The following is a 14,544-nucleotide window of genomic DNA, read 5'->3' as shown; positions in this document are numbered from 1 at the left end:
TGAACGATGGTGTCAAAGGCCGGCAATCCGTGCGATGGTCGGAGTACGCCGGCTTCCTGCAGGCCACTGAGGAGCTTCTGAATTGAGGCGTAGTGAAACCCAACCAGCGCCACGGCGACCGTAAAGGTCAACTCCGCGCTGTCCGGGTCAGACTCGCGTTTCGCCAGATCCTTGATCCTGTCCAGTTGACTGCTTACCAGTTCTTGCACCAGGCCGTGGGCCTCGACTCGCCCCTGTACCACGTCCCGAGCATCCTGAAACCAGGCCCAGAAGCTGGCTACCTCAGTGTCCCAATCGAGTCCGTTTTCTATCGAGAAAGCCTTCGGCATCGCTGATCCCTCAGGGCAGTGTCTGCGGTGGCTTGGCCTTGAACCGCGGGACACCAGCGTAGCCGAGCCGCGGCCTGCTTGAGATGGGCCGAACTGCCCTACTCGCCGGTCTGTCCGTACTCATTACCTCGCCGGCTGCCCAGGACCGCGCGACATCGGGCGAGATGAGAAGGGCGGGAATCGGGCACCTCACAAACAGGCCATTGAGGCCTTGAAACCCTGGCAGGCGCGTACCAGAGTAGATTCAGGAAGTCCCCATCTGGAGGCAGGAACATGAAGAAGTTGGCGTTCATCGCACCGTTGGCAGTGCTTTCCGCTCTTGCCGTTGCGGTCGGCAGGTCGGCGCGTTCAGCGCTGAAATTCGAGGTCGTCAAGCACTCCCATCTGGGGCACTTCGAGGAGCACTCGCATGAGGCGGTAGTGCACGCCCACGAGCACCCTCACGTGACCCATAACCGCCGCCAGGGCGCCGAAGGGGTACTGGGCGAGTGGGAGCACCTCACCTCCGTGCACACTCACGAGCACAACCACGCGGCTGTCGCGCACGCGCACCTGCCCCACGAAAACGCTGAGCACGAGCACCTGGGCGAGGCCCATATTCACGACCACAGCCACCCCTCGGTCTCCTAACACGTCCCGGGGGAGATTGGAGAGACCCGTGAACCCCTGTCTCGAAAAGCTCCGTGACCTCTTCGACAGACACGGCGCCCACTACGAGCTTGTGGCGCACCCCACCGCTTACACGGCACAGGAAGCGGCGCAGGCTGCTCATGTCCCCGGCCACGAGTTCTGTAAGTCCGTAGTCGTATACATCGACGGCAAGCCGGGCATGCTCGTGCTCCCAGCGCCTCATGTGGTCTCAATCGCCGCCGTCCGCGACGCGCTTGGCGCTCGCGACGTCCGCCTCGCGACCGAAAAGGAAATGGCCGAGCTCTTCCCGGACTGCGACGTCGGCGCACAGCCGCCGTTCGGCGGCCCCTGGCGCCTGCCAGTGTACGTGGACTCTGGCTTGCTCGACGCCAAAGAGGTCGTGTTCGAAGCCGGCCTGCACACCCAGGCGGTGATGATGCCCCTGCAGGACTACCTGAAGGTGGCGTCCCCGAGAGTCCTGGACTTCGCCCGCGAGCCGGCGCAGCCCTCTCCGCCGGTATAACCGCCTCTGCGGCATCCCCGGCGGGGCGGTCTTCAGGGGGTACTCGATGATCTTCCGCGACCGTACCGACGCGGGGCGGCGGCTCGCCGAGCTTATCAAGCCGATGCGCCTCGAACGCCCCGTCGTCCTCGGCATTCCGCGGGGCGGCGTTCCTGTCGCGGCCGAGGTAGCGCGCGCCCTCGGTGCCGAGCTCGGCGTGATCGTCGCCCGGAAGCTCGGCGCGCCCGGCGAGCCCGAGCTCGCGATCGGCGCCATCACTGCCGAAGGCGCCTGCTACCTCGACGAGGAGACTGTTGCGATGTCAGGCGCTAGTGACGCCTACATCGCCGCAGAAAAGGAACGCCAGCAACGCGAAGCGGCTCGCCGCGAAGCCTTGTTCGACTCGCATCGCCGGCCCGCGTTGCGTGGCCGCAACGTAGTGGTGGTGGACGATGGAGTCGCCACCGGTTCGACCGTCATCGCCGCGTTGCGCGCGGTCAAGGCCGCCGGCGCCGCCCGCGTGATAGTCGCTGTGCCCGTAGGACCACCGCGCACGATCGAACGGCTTCGTCAGGAAGCCGACGACGTCGTTTGCCTGCGTGTCGAGCCGCGGTTCTTTGCCGTAGGCCAGTTCTATGAGCAGTTCGAGCAGGTACCTGACGAGGAGATAGTGCGCATCCTGCGCTCCTTCGCGCCTGTCGCCGTTGACCCCTCGCGCGACTTCACTGTCTTCCGCGGCGAAGGAAGGCTCCGGGGGCGCTTTACGACTCCCGCCGGAAACGGCCCCTTTCCGGCCGTCATCTTCGTGCACGGCCTCGGCAGCAGCAAGGAGTCGCCGCGCAACGTCGTAATCGCCGAGGCGCTAGTCGACTGCGGCATCGCTTCGGTCCTCTTCGACCTCAGCGGCCACGGCGAATCAACCGGGTCGCCGGACGACGGCCTCTCCGCTTATGTCGATGACCTTCGTGCCGTTTACGCCTGGACGGAACTCCAACCGGAGGTCGATCCCGCGCGCCTCGGCATCGCCGGCTCTAGTCTCGGTGCCGTCGTCGCGATCGAGGCCGTGATCAAGCGCAAGGTACGCCCGGCCGCCATGGTGCTCCGTGCGCCGCCGGCCCGCCCGGAGCAGTTCGCCCAACTTGATGTACCTTCTCTGCTCCTGATCGGCTCCGAGGACCCGCTGCTCGCGGAAGCCACTGCAGGCGCCCGCCGCAGCGGCTGCGTAGAGCTCTCGATCGTGGAAGGCGCGGGTCACCTTTTCGAAGAACCTGGGGCGCTCGAAGAAGCCCGAAAGCGCACCGTCGCCTGGTTCGAACGCTTTCTCCTGCCCCAGGCGGGCCTGCCAGGCCTCGGTCGGGTGCGCCAGCCCGCCGGCGAAGAGATCTGAGGCCGGAGGGCGAGCATGACACCGCACAAGGAGTTGGCCGGAGGAGACCTGGTCCTCATCGCGGGGTCCGCGAATCACCCCCTCGCCTCGGCGATCGCCGACGACCTCGGCCTTGTCCTCTGGCCGATCGAGACCTCGCGCTTCCCTGACGGCGAAGCGCACGTCCAGCTCGGCGCCTCGGTGCGCGGCCGCGACGTCTACCTCATTCAGCCCACATCGCCGCCCGTTGACGGCCACCTCATGGAGTTACTCCTCCTCGCTGACGCCTCGTACCGCGCGGGCGCGGACCGCCTGACGGCCGTCATCCCCTACTTCGGATACGCCCGCCAGGACCGGCGCTCCAGCGGCCGCGAGTCGATCGCAGCACGAGTCGTCTGCGACCTGCTGGGCCAGGTAGGGATCGACCGCGTCGTCGCACTCGACCTGCATTCGCCAGCCGTCGAGGGCTTTCTTTCCGTGCCGTTGGAGCACCTCACGGCCGTCCCGATTCTCGCTGCCCACCTGCAGCCGTTGTTGCCGCCCGAGGCTGTCGTCGTCGCTCCGGACCTCGGGGCAATTCGGCTCGCCGAGCGCTACGCGGAGGTCCTCGAGCTCCCCGTCGCCATCGTGCAGAAGACCAGGCTCGGCCCGGCTGAGGTCAGGGCGACCGCGGTCATCGGCGATGTCAGCGGCCGAGTGCCCGTGATCGTCGACGACATGGTCAGCACCGGCGCCACGATCGAAGCCGCCGCTCGCGCCCTCGTAGCCGGCGGGGCCGCCGCCCGGATGATCGTCGCGGCAACGCACGGCCTCTTCGTCGGCGAGTGCGCCGAGAGGTTTGCTGCCCTGCCGCTCGAGCGCCTCGTGGTCACCGACAGCGTCCAGGCGACGCCAGCGCTCCCCAACGTCGAGCGCGTCGGCGTTGCCGGCCTCCTGGCCGAGGCCATCACCCGTATCCATCACGACCAGGCGGTCAGCGGCCTCCTCTTCCAGCGTTGAGGCGCTGCTCGCAGTTAACGTGACCGCCGGAGGAAGCCGTTCGGCCCTCGCCGCCTCCTCCCGGCCGGCGTACGCTGAAATTGCAGCCATGCGCTTCGACGAGGGATGCCATGGACACACTTGATAGCCTTCGCCAGGAGCTCCTCTCCTTCGCGCTCGTCCCGGAGGAGTTCGAAACGCGGCTCGCGGAGTTTGAGGACGCCGTGAGAGCACACGAGCGCGAGAGTACTCTCGAGGCGATACGCCACAGCCTGAACACCATTCGCGGCCTCGTTGCTTTCCTCAGGCAAGAGGTGTTGGCCTGCGTCGGGCCCCTGGAGCGCCTCGCTGAGGACCTGGAGCGCCAGGCGGCCGCTGGCGCGCCGCCTGCGCATCCCTCGGCCCAGACACACGAGCCCGTGCCCGGCCCCGACACGAGGACAAGTGCCTGAGATCTTCGAGCTCGCCGACGACCTTGGACCCGCCAAGTCCATCTTCGTCCACGAGCCCCGGCTGGGCCTGAAGGGCTTGCTGGTTATCGACAACGTCGCACGGGGGCCGTCGATCGGCGGCCTGCGGATCGCCCCCGACGTGACCGTCAGCGAGTGCTTCCGCCTGGCCCGGGCGATGACGCTCAAGAACTCCGCCGCCGGCCTCGCCCACGGCGGCGGCAAGTCAGTCATTTGGGGCGACCCGAGGATGCCCTCGGAGCAAAAGGAGGCCTTGCTCCGAGCGTTCGCCCACGCCCTGCGCAATGAACCGGACTACATCTTTGGGCCGGACATGGGCAGCGATGAGAGCTGCATGGCGTGGATCAAGGACGAGATCGGCCGCGCTGTCGGCCTGCCGGCCGCGCTCGGCGGCATCCCCCTGGACGAGCTTGGCGCCACCGGCTGGGGCCTCCTGCACGCGGCCGAGGTTGCCGCGCCCGCTGCCGGGTTCGCCCTCGATGGCGCCCGCGTCGTCATTCAGGGCTTCGGCGCCGTCGGCAAGCACGCCGCGCGCTTCCTCGCATCGCGGGGCGCTGTGCTTGTCGGCGCTTCGGACTCGAGAGGCGCAATCATCAAGGAATCAGGCCTCGACGTCGAAGAGCTCATCGCCTTCAAGCAGTACGGAGCCTCGGTCTGCGATTTCCCCGGCGGCCGCAAGGCCAGCGGCGATGAGCTTCTGGACCTCGATTGTGAGATCTGGCTGCCCGCCGCGCGCCCTGACGTGATCACCGTCGCCAGCGCCGACCGCCTGCGCGCGAAGCTCGTGCTCGAAGGCGCCAATATCCCCCTGACGGCCGAGGCCGAGGAGTCCCTGCACAAGCGGGGCGTCCTCTGCCTGCCCGATTTCGTGGCCAATGCCGGGGGCGTGATCTGCGCAGCGATGGAGTACGCCGGCGCAACCCAGACCGCAGCCTTCGAAGCGATCGAAGAAAAGATCCGCGCCAACGTCGCGGCAGTGCTCGCGGCGACGGGCCAGCGCGGCATCACCCCTCGTTCCGCCGCGCTCGAGTTGGCCGCGTCCGGCCTGCGCCGGGCCATGAGCACCCGGCGCTTCAACATCATGTAAGACCGGCCAGCGCGGTCGTGTCCAATGAGGGGTAGGCGCTATTCCTGCGCCGGCCAGTTACTGCTCGCCCCCAATCCTTGCGGGATCGCCACTGAGTAGTGCAAACGCCTTCGGGCTTGATTCGGTGTCGAGTCCCGCCGTGCCCGGACTTTGGCACACGCCAGGAATCAAACGTTAACGACCTTCAAGACCGTTGCGGCGCGGCGTCGCCGTGCTGGGAGGGTTCGACTCCCTCGCACTCCCGCCAGGCGAAATCGAATCTAAGGCGTGGCCCGCTACGGCTCGAGCTGAGGTCCCTGCCGAGGTCGCCGGCACTCGTCGGCGGCTGTAGCGCCTCCGCCTCCCGGAAGCGGCAACTCGAGGCGTCGCTATGAGTCGCTATGACTTCATGGAGGCAAGCCTTTGCTCCAGCCGTTCCGCGTTCTTTCGCACGGACTTGGGCGTCGCGCCCGTGCCGCCGAAGAACGTGTCCGCCACGAAGAAGAGCGCCCGGACCATGGCCCGGCTCGCGGGTATGAGCTCCATGCGCTGGGTGACGCGGCTGCCCGTCCCTTCTTGCTCGATGTCGAACGACCAGATCGAGCGGGCTCCCGTCGGCCAGCTTTGCTTCTCAGTCTGGGCCTTCCAGGCAATCCGTCGAGGCCTCTGCAGCTCCGTGATCTCGCTGACTGTGATGTCCTTGCTCCCCGCCGCCGACTCCTCCGTACGGTAAGTGGTACCGGGCCCCGGTTCACCCACGGAGGTCTGAGTCATGCTGAGAAGGCCCTGCGACCACTCCGGATGCTTGCTGAAGTCTGCCAGGTAGTCGAACGCCACCTCTGGTGATACCGGGGTGGAAAAGCTCACCTCACAACTGAAGGTACCAGTGCGCCTGAGAGATACAGCCACCTTGTCCTCCTGGGCACTCTTTCGCCACGGAACAGGCGAGCCCGCGTGATGGGCGCAATCATACACGGCGAGTCAACCCGGATTGCCCGCACCCTTCCCCAGACCACGCGGGCGGACGCTCGGCCCGTTCAGCCGTTGGGACAGGGGCGGGAATCAAGCTCGGCGATTGGCCTACTTCCGTTGGCCTGCCGCCCGAGGGTGCGCTCAGGCTAGCGCTCTTCAAGACGTTGCGGCGCGGCGTCGCCGTGCTGGAGGGTTCGACTCTCTAGCACTCCGGCCGGAATTCGGTTCGATCGGAACTGGCGCGGCGTGATCGCTTGTGGCAGGCTCGGAGTGCGGCGCCGGGGCATCTTGCAGGCAGGGCGGACCGGAGACGGGCGGGACTCGACTGAGAATGGCAATGACATGAAGGCAGGGAACCCGCTCCTGGGCTCGGAAGTGGTCCGCTTCTGGCTCGCATGCGCCATTGCCGTCGAGGTCGTGATACTCGCGCTGGTCGCCATCACGCCGGTCGGCGACGAGGCGGACAAGGCCGGAGTGTCGCGAGCGGGAGGACGGCTGCTGCTGGACTCCTGGCCGTTCCTCGCGCTGGGCGTCATCTACGCGATGGCCGCGATCGCCCTCGTCTGGGAACTGGACGAGCGAGCCGCGGTCCTGCGGGCCCTCTTCTACGGCCTGATCAGCGCGGTAATCGTGGGAAACGTGGCGTCGTTCATCCGAAGCGGGGAACGGCTGCTTCAGGCGCCAACGTCCTCCAGGGTTTTCACGCTGGCCTACTCCGAGATCCTGGCGGCGGTTGTCGTCGTGCCGGCATTGGTGGCGGTCCTGTTCCTGGGTCTATGGCCTCTACTGAGATTGCCCCTGCGCAGGGCAGGGTCGCTCGTGCACCTGCCCCACCCCGGGAGGCACCCTCGAGGCGGCGACGATAACGGCGCTCCGCCGGTTGCGCCTACCTGAGGAGCGTTAGCTCAAGCTCACGGGCGGCCACCGGCGCGCAGAAGCGGCAGCGGTCCCCCTTACCTTCGCATATGTAGAATGAGCGTGGCGCTTAAGTGCCAGAGGTGGGGATTGCTTGTGCGCCTGCGCTCTCGACCGCGCGTGAAATGACGCTTTCCGGCGCTGCGACGCATCCATCGGCGCTCGTCGGGCGCGAGGCCGAGTTCCGGGCGGCCCACGACCTCCTGCTGCACTCGGATGTCCGGCTGCTCACCTTCGTCGGCCCGGGCGGGGTGGGCAAGACGCGTCTCGCTGTCGAAGTCGCCCAGCACCTGGACGGGCACGAGGCCTTTCCTGACGGCATCTACCTGGTTGACCTGTCGCCGCTGCGCGACGCCGCACTCGTCCTGCCGACGGTGCGGTCGCTCGTGGGGGCCCTGGAGACGGACACGCGCTCGCCGCTGGACGCCCTCGTGGAGCTCCTCGCGGGCCGGCGTCTGCTGCTCATCCTCGACAACTTCGAGCACGTGCTGCCGGCCGCCCGCGAGATCGGCAGGCTCCTCGCTGCCGTGCCAGACATGAAGGTGGTCGCGACGAGCCGTGAGCCCTTGCGACTGAGCCTCGAGCGCCAAGTGCCCGTGGGGCCTCTTGCCCTGCCGGCGCTGGACACCACGAATCCCGCGGAGCTGGAGAAGGCGCCTTCGGTGGCGCTCTTCGCCGAGCGCGCCCGCGCCACCCGGCCGAACTTCAGGCTGACGCAGGACAACGCCTCTCTTGTGGCCCGCCTTGTGGTCAGGCTGGATGGCCTGCCCCTTGCCCTCGAGTTGATGGCGGCGCGGGCCGCCCAGCTCGGCGTTGCGACCGTGCTTGACCGCCTCGAGCGACGGTTGCCGTTGCCCGTGGCAGGCGCTCGCGATGCCCCCGGCAGGCACCAGAGCCTGAGCGAGGCGATCGGCTGGAGCTACGAGCTGCTGACGCCGGCGGAGCAGTCGCTATTCCGCCGTCTGGCGCCGTTCGCCTCCAGCCTCACCCTCGAAGCGGCCGAGGCTGTCCTGGGCGGTGAGGAGGGCCTGGATGTCCTCGCCGGGCTGATGTCTCTGGCTGACAAGAGCCTCATCGAACCCGCCCCGGCCGAGGACGGAGTCAGCTTCCGGCTCCTCGAGACGGTCAGGGAGTACGCCCTGGAGCAACTGCAGGCGGTGGGCGAGCGCGACTCCGCCTTTCAGCGCCATGCCCGGTACTACGGCGCGCTGGCGCGGGAGGCCGCTCAGGAGATCCGCCGGCATGACCAGACAGCCTGGGTCCTGCGCCTCAACCGGGAGATAGACAACCTGCGCGTCGCCGCGCAGTGGTTCCTGGACAACGGCGAGTACGAGGCCGCCCTCCAGTTCGCCGCGGACCTCGGCTACTACTACTGGATCACAGGTCGCCTCAGCGAGGGCCGCATGCTTTTGGCGCGCGCGCTGGCCCACGCCGACCGTGAATCGACTGCGAAGGCCGAGGCTCTCGTGCGGGCGACGACGCTCGCCTTCTCCCAGGGCGATCCCGAGGCGGCACATGATCTTGCCGCCCGGGCGGAGCGAAGCGCTCGCCGCACGGAGGACCTGCACGAATTCGGCTGGGCGAAGCTGGCTGCCGGGATCGCCGCCTGGCAGCGGGGAGACATCGAGACCGCCCTGGCGGTGAACCAGGAGGCGCTCGATCTGGCGGTTTCGTTTGGCGATGAAGTCCTCCGCGCGGATGCCCTCTTTCAGATGGGCGTCGCGCTCGGTCCCTCGGATCCGGAGGCTGCTGCTGCACGTCTCGAAGAAAGTGTCGCCATCTTGCGGGAATTGGGAGGCCTGCATGGCCTGCTCTATGTGCTTACCCGGCTGGCAGCCCTCCACCTTTCGAGGGGGAATCTCGATCGAGCCCGCTCGCTGCTGCAGGAGGGCTTCGAGGTGGCGAAGCCCGGCGGCCTGCCGCTCTCGACCTGCAGCCAGGTGTTGTTCTCTCTCACCTACCTCGCGGCGAGGGGGTTCGGCTCGCGCGCGCTTCCCCTGCTGCGAGGCCTCAAGCGCTATCGCGACTCCATCGGCTACTGGCTCACGCCCATGGAACAGGCGGCATACGACAGGGCGGTGGCGGTCGGCGGCGCGGAGCTCGACGCCAGCGCAGGGCCCGAAAGCATGACCCGGATTGAGGAGTTTCTTGCCGCAACCCATGCGCTCTTCGACGAGGAGGGTTCTGCGCACGCAGGCCGGCGACCCCAACCCGCGAGGGCTTCTGGCATCCTGAGCCCTCGCGAGCTCGAGGTCCTGACGCTCGTGGCGAAGGGCATGTCGAACCGGCGCATCGCCGAGACCCTGGTAGTTAGCGAGAACACAGCCAAGTTCCACGTGGCGTCTCTGCTCAACAAGCTCGGCGCATCCACGCGTGCCGAGGCGATCAGCCGCGCCGTCGCCCTGGGCCTGCTGGCGCCCGGGACGTCCTAGCGCCGGAGGGCTTCGCCCCTCGCAGGAGGCGGAGGACCGCAGCTTCCTCGGGATACAGGCCAGCCACGCCGTCCTGGTCGCCACCGGAGAAGTCTTCCCGCAGGGAGTCGAGAGCGCCGCGCTCGTAGTGCTCAAAGACCTCGGGGTGGATGTAGCACTGGCGGCACACGCTGGGGGTATTCCCAAGGCCGCGCGCGACGGCCTCGACGGCCGCGGTGATATTGCGCCTGGCCTCGGCCGTGTTTGCGGCCGGGCCGCGCTCGCACAGGGTCAGCGCTGCCAGGACGGTCGCCGTCCAGGTGCGGAAGTCCTTGGCGGAGAAGTCTTCGCCGGTGGTCTCGCGCAAGTAGGCGTTGACGTCGGCTGAGCCGACGGGCCGTCGCCGGCCGTCCTCATCGATGTACTGGAAGAGCTCCTGGCCGGGGAGGTCCTGGAGGCGGCGCACGAGGTTCGCCAGGCGGCGGTCGCGCACGGACACTTCGTGCTTCCTGCCGCCCTTGCCGCGAAACTCGAACCGCATGGTGCTGCCGTTGACGCCAACGTGGCGGTTGCGGAGCGTGGTCAGGCCGAAGGAATTGTTCTCTCTGGCGTACTCGCGGTTACCGACCCGGATCAGCGTCGTTTCGAGGAGGCGCACTACGGCGGCGAGCACCTTCTCCCTGGGCAGGCCGGGCGATGCCAGGTCCCCGGCGGCCCGCCCGCGGATCGCGGGCAGGGCCTCCGCGAAGGCGACCATGCGCTCGAACTTGGTCCTGTCCCTGGCCTCGCGCCAGCGCGGATGGTAGCGGTACTGCTTGCGCCCGCGTGCGTCGCGGCCGGATGCCTGGATGTGGCCCCTGGAAAGCGGGCTGATCCACACGTCTGTCCAGGCAGGCGGGACCGCGAGGCTCTTGATGCGGGCGAGCGTCGCGGAGTCTCGCACCGGCCTGCCACCGGGACCGACGTAGTCGAAGCCGGAGGGCGTCTTCCTTTCGCCGTATGCCAGGCTGTGTGTCGCTGACGTAGACAAGGTCAGCCTCTTCGGCCGCGGCCAGAAAGCCGGTAGCGCCGGAAGCGATGTCTGGCTGCGATGCAGGGGAACTGAGTGCGCCCAAGGAGCCTCGCGCGGCGACGTGCGATCGCGCCGGTGCCGTCAGTCTAGCCGCGGGCGGGTGGCGGCGCCGCGCCCAGGGCGACCGCCCGCCTTAAGGCTGCATCGCGCATGGGAGGGGCGGCGAGTGGTGGGAGAGCCGCCGGAGGGAGACTAAAAGGAGGCCCTTCTGCCCCCGGCCGGCTCCTGCCCGGGCGTTGGCGGAGGCGGAGCCAGCGAGCAGATGGCTCATCCGGGAGCTTGCCGACCGAGACTCGCGCTGGCTGTGCGCCTCTCGAGGCGGGCTAGGCGGTGCGCAAGGGAGGCATTGGTGCGAGGAAGGCTGCGAGCCACCGAAGGGTGGCGTTGCAGCAGCGCCGCGGCGGCCCGCGCGAGGGTAAGGGCGCGCGGCAGGTCGCGGTCGCGATGCTCGGCCATCTTGGCAAGCTCAACACGGGCACGCACCACGCGGACGATACTGGCGGCGCTGGCTTCTTCCGCACGCCAGACGGCCGCGCACTCGTCCCAGGCGCCCTCCCTGCGCAGCAGCCTTGCGAGCCTCCAGGCGGCCTCGCCGCCGGTGTGGGGGTCTGATTCCGCCAGCCAGGCGCGGCGATACAGCGAAGCCGCTTCCTGCAGGCGGCCCCGCTGCTCGTCCCAGCGGCCCAGTGCCAGGAGGTGGGCCGCGTCGCCTTCGGCGGCGGCGCCGGCGGCGGAGTTGAGGGCGGCGAGGAGGGAAGGCAGGGAGAGGACGTCCAGGGTGTTGTGCTCGAACACGGGGTGGAGGCCGGCGAGGTCACGGCGGCGGATGAAGGCGAAATAGAGCCCGGGGATCAGCCAACTCGGGACGTCGCCGGGCCGGCGCAGGCCGAGCACCTCGCGCTCGACGTCCGCCAGCCGGCAGGACTCGAGCCGCCTCCCGAAGAGGCGCCGGGCCGGGTGGAGGAGGTCGATGTGGAACATTCCCTGCAGAGGGCCAAGCAGGCGCGAGAGCGTGTACCGGGTAGCCAGCTGAGGGAGGTCGAAGCTCTTGCCGTTGTAGGTGACGACGAGGCCGCGACGGTCGAGCGCGTCCGTCAACTCCGAGAGCATGGCCGCCTCGCCGGAGGGGTCGGCGAGGAAGAACTGGCGCACGCGGAAGCTGAAGGCTTCGAACGTCCCGAGGCCTACCAGAAAGGCATAGGTGCCTGTGCCGCCGGAGAGGCCGGTGGTCTCGATGTCGAGAAAGGCGGCGGCGCGGAGGTCCAGGCCCGGGAGGCCAGGCGCCAGGCGGTCCGCGAGGACCGGGTCCAGGTCGAGCGCTGCCGCTAACTCGTATTCGCCGTGGCGGTGGTCCAGGGACCAGTACTGGTCGCGGTAGTGGACCTCACCGAGGCGGTTACGCCCGGTCTTGAAGCCACGGGGCAAGGCGACTGCCGTCTTTGGCCGCGGTGGCAAACGGCCGCGGGCGACGCCGGCGTAGGCAAGGCGGTCGCGAAGCTGCATCAGGACACCAGCCGCCGGAGCAGGGTGAGCGCCGAGAGCTTCATGTGGGGCGTGTCGTCCACGGCCGGGCCAACGCAGGACGGGCAGCCCGAGGGACAGGGGCACTCGGCCGCCAGATCGAGGGCTGCGCGGAGCAGGTCGTCGTGCGCGCGGAAGAGGCCCTCGGCGAAGCCGACGCCGCCTGGCCGGCTCTCATAGATAAAGAGCGTAGGGGCGCTCGTGAACGGCGAGCGCACCTGCGCTACCACCTGCAGGTCCTTCGGGTCGCACATCAGGAAGAGGGGCGCGACGCCGGCCAGGAGATGCGCTACCCCCCAGAGCCCCGCTTCGACGGCGGGCTGGCTCATGCCTTCGGTCGCGTTTGGCGACAGGGCGAGCCAGTAGGAGGTGGTGTGCATGTCCTCCTGGGGGATGTGGATCTTGCCCCAGCCCACGTTTTCCTGGGTCTCGAGCTTGATCTTCTTGAAGATCGTCGCCAGATAGGTGACGGCGACGTCTCCGTGGGCGCGGCGGCAGCCGCGGGCCGGCCTCTCGTCCGCCACCTCCAGCACCTTGAGGTCGACTGCCAGGTTGGCGTCGGTGTAGTAGTCGACATCGACAGGGCGGACGTAGGCCTTCTTCTCCTGCCAGTCGAGGCGGTCGACGTGGTACTGCCGGCCGCCATGCATGTAGATGGCCTCTTCGTGCACGAGCAGGGGCGCGGACGGCGTATCGACCTCCCCGATGACGCGCGGCGAGGCGCCCTGCTCGATGATGACGACGTTGTCGACGGCGGCGCCGCGGAGGCTGATCCCGTCCGCGGGATATGACTCCGCCATCCAGTAGTAGCGGTCGCCGTTGCGATGGAGGATGCCCCCCTCGTCGAGGAGGGCGAGAAGCTCCGCGGTGTCCGGACCGAATTCTTCCCCGGCCTCGAAGGGCAGCTCGAAGGCGGCGGCCTTCATGTGCGCGACGCGTATCGCCAGGTTGTCGCGGTTGATCAGGGCGGACTCGGGCGAGGTCTCGAAGAGGTACTCCGGGTGGCGGGCGACGTACTGGTCCAGCGGCTTTGAGCCGGCCACGAGGACGGCGACTGATCGGCCGCTGCGCCGGCCGGAGCGGCCCATCTGCTGCCAGGCGCTGGCCAGCGAGCCAGGGTAGCCGGCGAGGACGGCCGCTTCCAGGCCGCCGATGTCGATACCCAGCTCGAGGGCCGTGGTCGCGACCACGCCCCTGATGGTGCCGGCACGCAGCGCCGCCTCGATCGCCCGGCGCTCGTTCGGCAGGTAGCCGCCGCGGTAGCCCTCGATCAGAGGCGCCGCGCCGGGCTTGGCCTTGAGGCGCTGGCGCAGGCCATGCACCAACCGCTCGACGGCCATGCGACTGGGCGCGAAGGTGATGGTCTGGGCGCCGGAGCGGACGAGGCGGGCAGTCATGGCCTCGGTCGAGGCCAGCGCGCTGCGGCGGATGCCGAGCTCTGCGTTCACTACCGGCGGGTTGTAGACGCCGATGTACTTTTCTCCCTGCGGCGCGCCGTTGCGGTCGACGACTCGCACGGGGCGGTCCAGCAGCTGCTCGGCGAGCTCACCTGGGTTGCCGATGGTGGCCGAGGAGCAAATGAAGACCGGGTTGGAGCCGTAGAAGCGGCAGACGCGGTGGAGGCGGCGGACCACGTTCGCGACGTGGCTGCCGAATACGCCGCGGTACTGGTGCAGCTCGTCGATGACCACGAAGCGCAGGTTCTCGAAGAGCTTCATCCACTTCGTATGGTGAGGGAGGATGCCGCTGTGCAGCATGTCCGGGTTGGAGATGACGATGTTCCCGGCGGCGCGCACGGAACGCCGGGAGTCGGCTGGCGTGTCGCCGTCGTAGGTGAAGGCCTTGATGGAGGCGCCCAGCGCTCGGACAAGGGCCTGCAGCTCGTCGTACTGGTCGTGCGCCAGGGCCTTGGTGGGGAAGAGGTAGAGCGCCCTCGCCTCCGGCTCGCGCAGCAGAGCTTCGACTACGGGTGCGTTGTAGCACAGCGTCTTGCCTGAAGCCGTCGGAGTGACGACAACCACGTCACGGCCGGCGAGCACATGCTCGATGGCCTCGGCCTGGTGGGTGTACGGCCTCTCGATGCCCCGCTCGGTGAGGGCGGAGACGAGGCGCGCACTAAGGCCGGCCGGCCAGGGCGCGAACGCGGCAGGCTTGGCGGGCAGCCGTTGCCACAGCGTGAAGCCAGAGGCGAAATCGGGATCGAGGTGCAGGTCAAGGACTCGGGGCGCGCCTGCGAGGGGCTGAGGGCCGTGGGCGGGTGAGGGCACTCTGTGACTACCTCTCAGTTCGTTTTGTGGTTTTGCCTTTCGGAC

At 68.5% G+C, this 14,544-nt stretch carries 13 protein-coding genes; 7 read left to right on the top strand and 6 right to left on the bottom strand.

What is annotated here, in order from left to right:
- Nucleotides 1-329, bottom strand: a 329-nt coding sequence (locus VNN10_05280) for a hypothetical protein (protein ID HXH21420.1), incomplete at its 3' end; no start/stop codon positions are given.
- A gap of 348 nt (nt 330-677) precedes the next feature.
- Entirely contained in the window at nt 678-944 is a 267-nt protein-coding gene (locus VNN10_05275) for a hypothetical protein (protein HXH21419.1), read from the bottom strand.
- A 43-nt stretch (nt 945-987) separates the two neighbouring features.
- Between VNN10_05275 and VNN10_05270 the strand changes: the two genes are divergently transcribed.
- The 5 genes from VNN10_05270 (at nt 988) to VNN10_05250 (ending at nt 5,362) form a co-directional block, all read left to right on the top strand.
- Complete coding sequence (locus VNN10_05270) at nt 988-1,482, top strand: YbaK/EbsC family protein (GenBank protein HXH21418.1); 495 nt, start codon at nt 988-990, stop codon at nt 1,480-1,482.
- A 46-nt stretch (nt 1,483-1,528) separates the two neighbouring features.
- The gene (locus VNN10_05265) at nt 1,529-2,848 is read left to right on the top strand and encodes an alpha/beta fold hydrolase (protein HXH21417.1); all 1,320 of its coding nucleotides are present in this window, start codon (nt 1,529-1,531) and stop codon (nt 2,846-2,848) included.
- A 15-nt stretch (nt 2,849-2,863) separates the two neighbouring features.
- Nucleotides 2,864-3,826, top strand: a complete 963-nt coding sequence (locus VNN10_05260) for a ribose-phosphate pyrophosphokinase (protein ID HXH21416.1) — start codon at nt 2,864-2,866, stop codon at nt 3,824-3,826.
- Nucleotides 3,827-3,936: 110 nt separating this feature from the next.
- A complete protein-coding gene (locus VNN10_05255) occupies nt 3,937-4,257 on the top strand; it encodes a hypothetical protein (protein HXH21415.1) in 321 nt (106 codons plus the stop codon).
- A complete protein-coding gene (locus tag VNN10_05250; protein ID HXH21414.1) occupies nt 4,250-5,362 on the top strand; it encodes a Glu/Leu/Phe/Val dehydrogenase in 1,113 nt (370 codons plus the stop codon). Before VNN10_05255 ends, VNN10_05250 begins: the two co-directional genes overlap by 8 nt.
- A gap of 378 nt (nt 5,363-5,740) precedes the next feature.
- Here the strand turns inward: VNN10_05250 and VNN10_05245 are convergent, their stop codons facing one another.
- The gene (locus tag VNN10_05245) at nt 5,741-6,250 is read right to left on the bottom strand and encodes an SRPBCC family protein (protein ID HXH21413.1); all 510 of its coding nucleotides are present in this window, start codon (nt 6,248-6,250) and stop codon (nt 5,741-5,743) included.
- A 405-nt stretch (nt 6,251-6,655) separates the two neighbouring features.
- Between VNN10_05245 and VNN10_05240 the strand changes: the two genes are divergently transcribed.
- A complete protein-coding gene (locus tag VNN10_05240) occupies nt 6,656-7,207 on the top strand; it encodes a hypothetical protein (protein HXH21412.1) in 552 nt (183 codons plus the stop codon).
- 146 nt (nt 7,208-7,353) lie between these two features.
- Complete coding sequence (locus VNN10_05235; GenBank protein ID HXH21411.1) at nt 7,354-9,660, top strand: LuxR C-terminal-related transcriptional regulator; 2,307 nt, start codon at nt 7,354-7,356, stop codon at nt 9,658-9,660.
- Here the strand turns inward: VNN10_05235 and VNN10_05230 are convergent.
- The 3 genes from VNN10_05230 to VNN10_05220 form a co-directional block, all read right to left on the bottom strand.
- The gene (locus VNN10_05230) at nt 9,614-10,669 is read right to left on the bottom strand and encodes a DNA topoisomerase IB (protein HXH21410.1); all 1,056 of its coding nucleotides are present in this window, start codon (nt 10,667-10,669) and stop codon (nt 9,614-9,616) included. The genes VNN10_05235 and VNN10_05230 overlap by 47 nt on opposite strands.
- Nucleotides 10,670-10,978: 309 nt before the next feature.
- The gene (locus VNN10_05225) at nt 10,979-12,214 is read right to left on the bottom strand and encodes a ribonuclease H-like domain-containing protein (protein HXH21409.1); all 1,236 of its coding nucleotides are present in this window, start codon (nt 12,212-12,214) and stop codon (nt 10,979-10,981) included.
- Complete coding sequence (locus VNN10_05220; GenBank protein ID HXH21408.1) at nt 12,214-14,499, bottom strand: DEAD/DEAH box helicase; 2,286 nt, start codon at nt 14,497-14,499, stop codon at nt 12,214-12,216. The genes VNN10_05225 and VNN10_05220 overlap by 1 nt, the downstream gene beginning before the upstream one ends.
- Nucleotides 14,500-14,544 lie beyond the last annotated feature (45 nt).

It is taken from the genome of Dehalococcoidia bacterium (assembly GCA_035574915.1).
Lineage (GTDB): Bacteria > Chloroflexota > Dehalococcoidia > DSTF01 > WHTK01 > DATLYJ01.
Note: the sequence above shows the minus strand (reverse complement) of the source record. Positions and strands in the feature narration are given on the sequence as shown.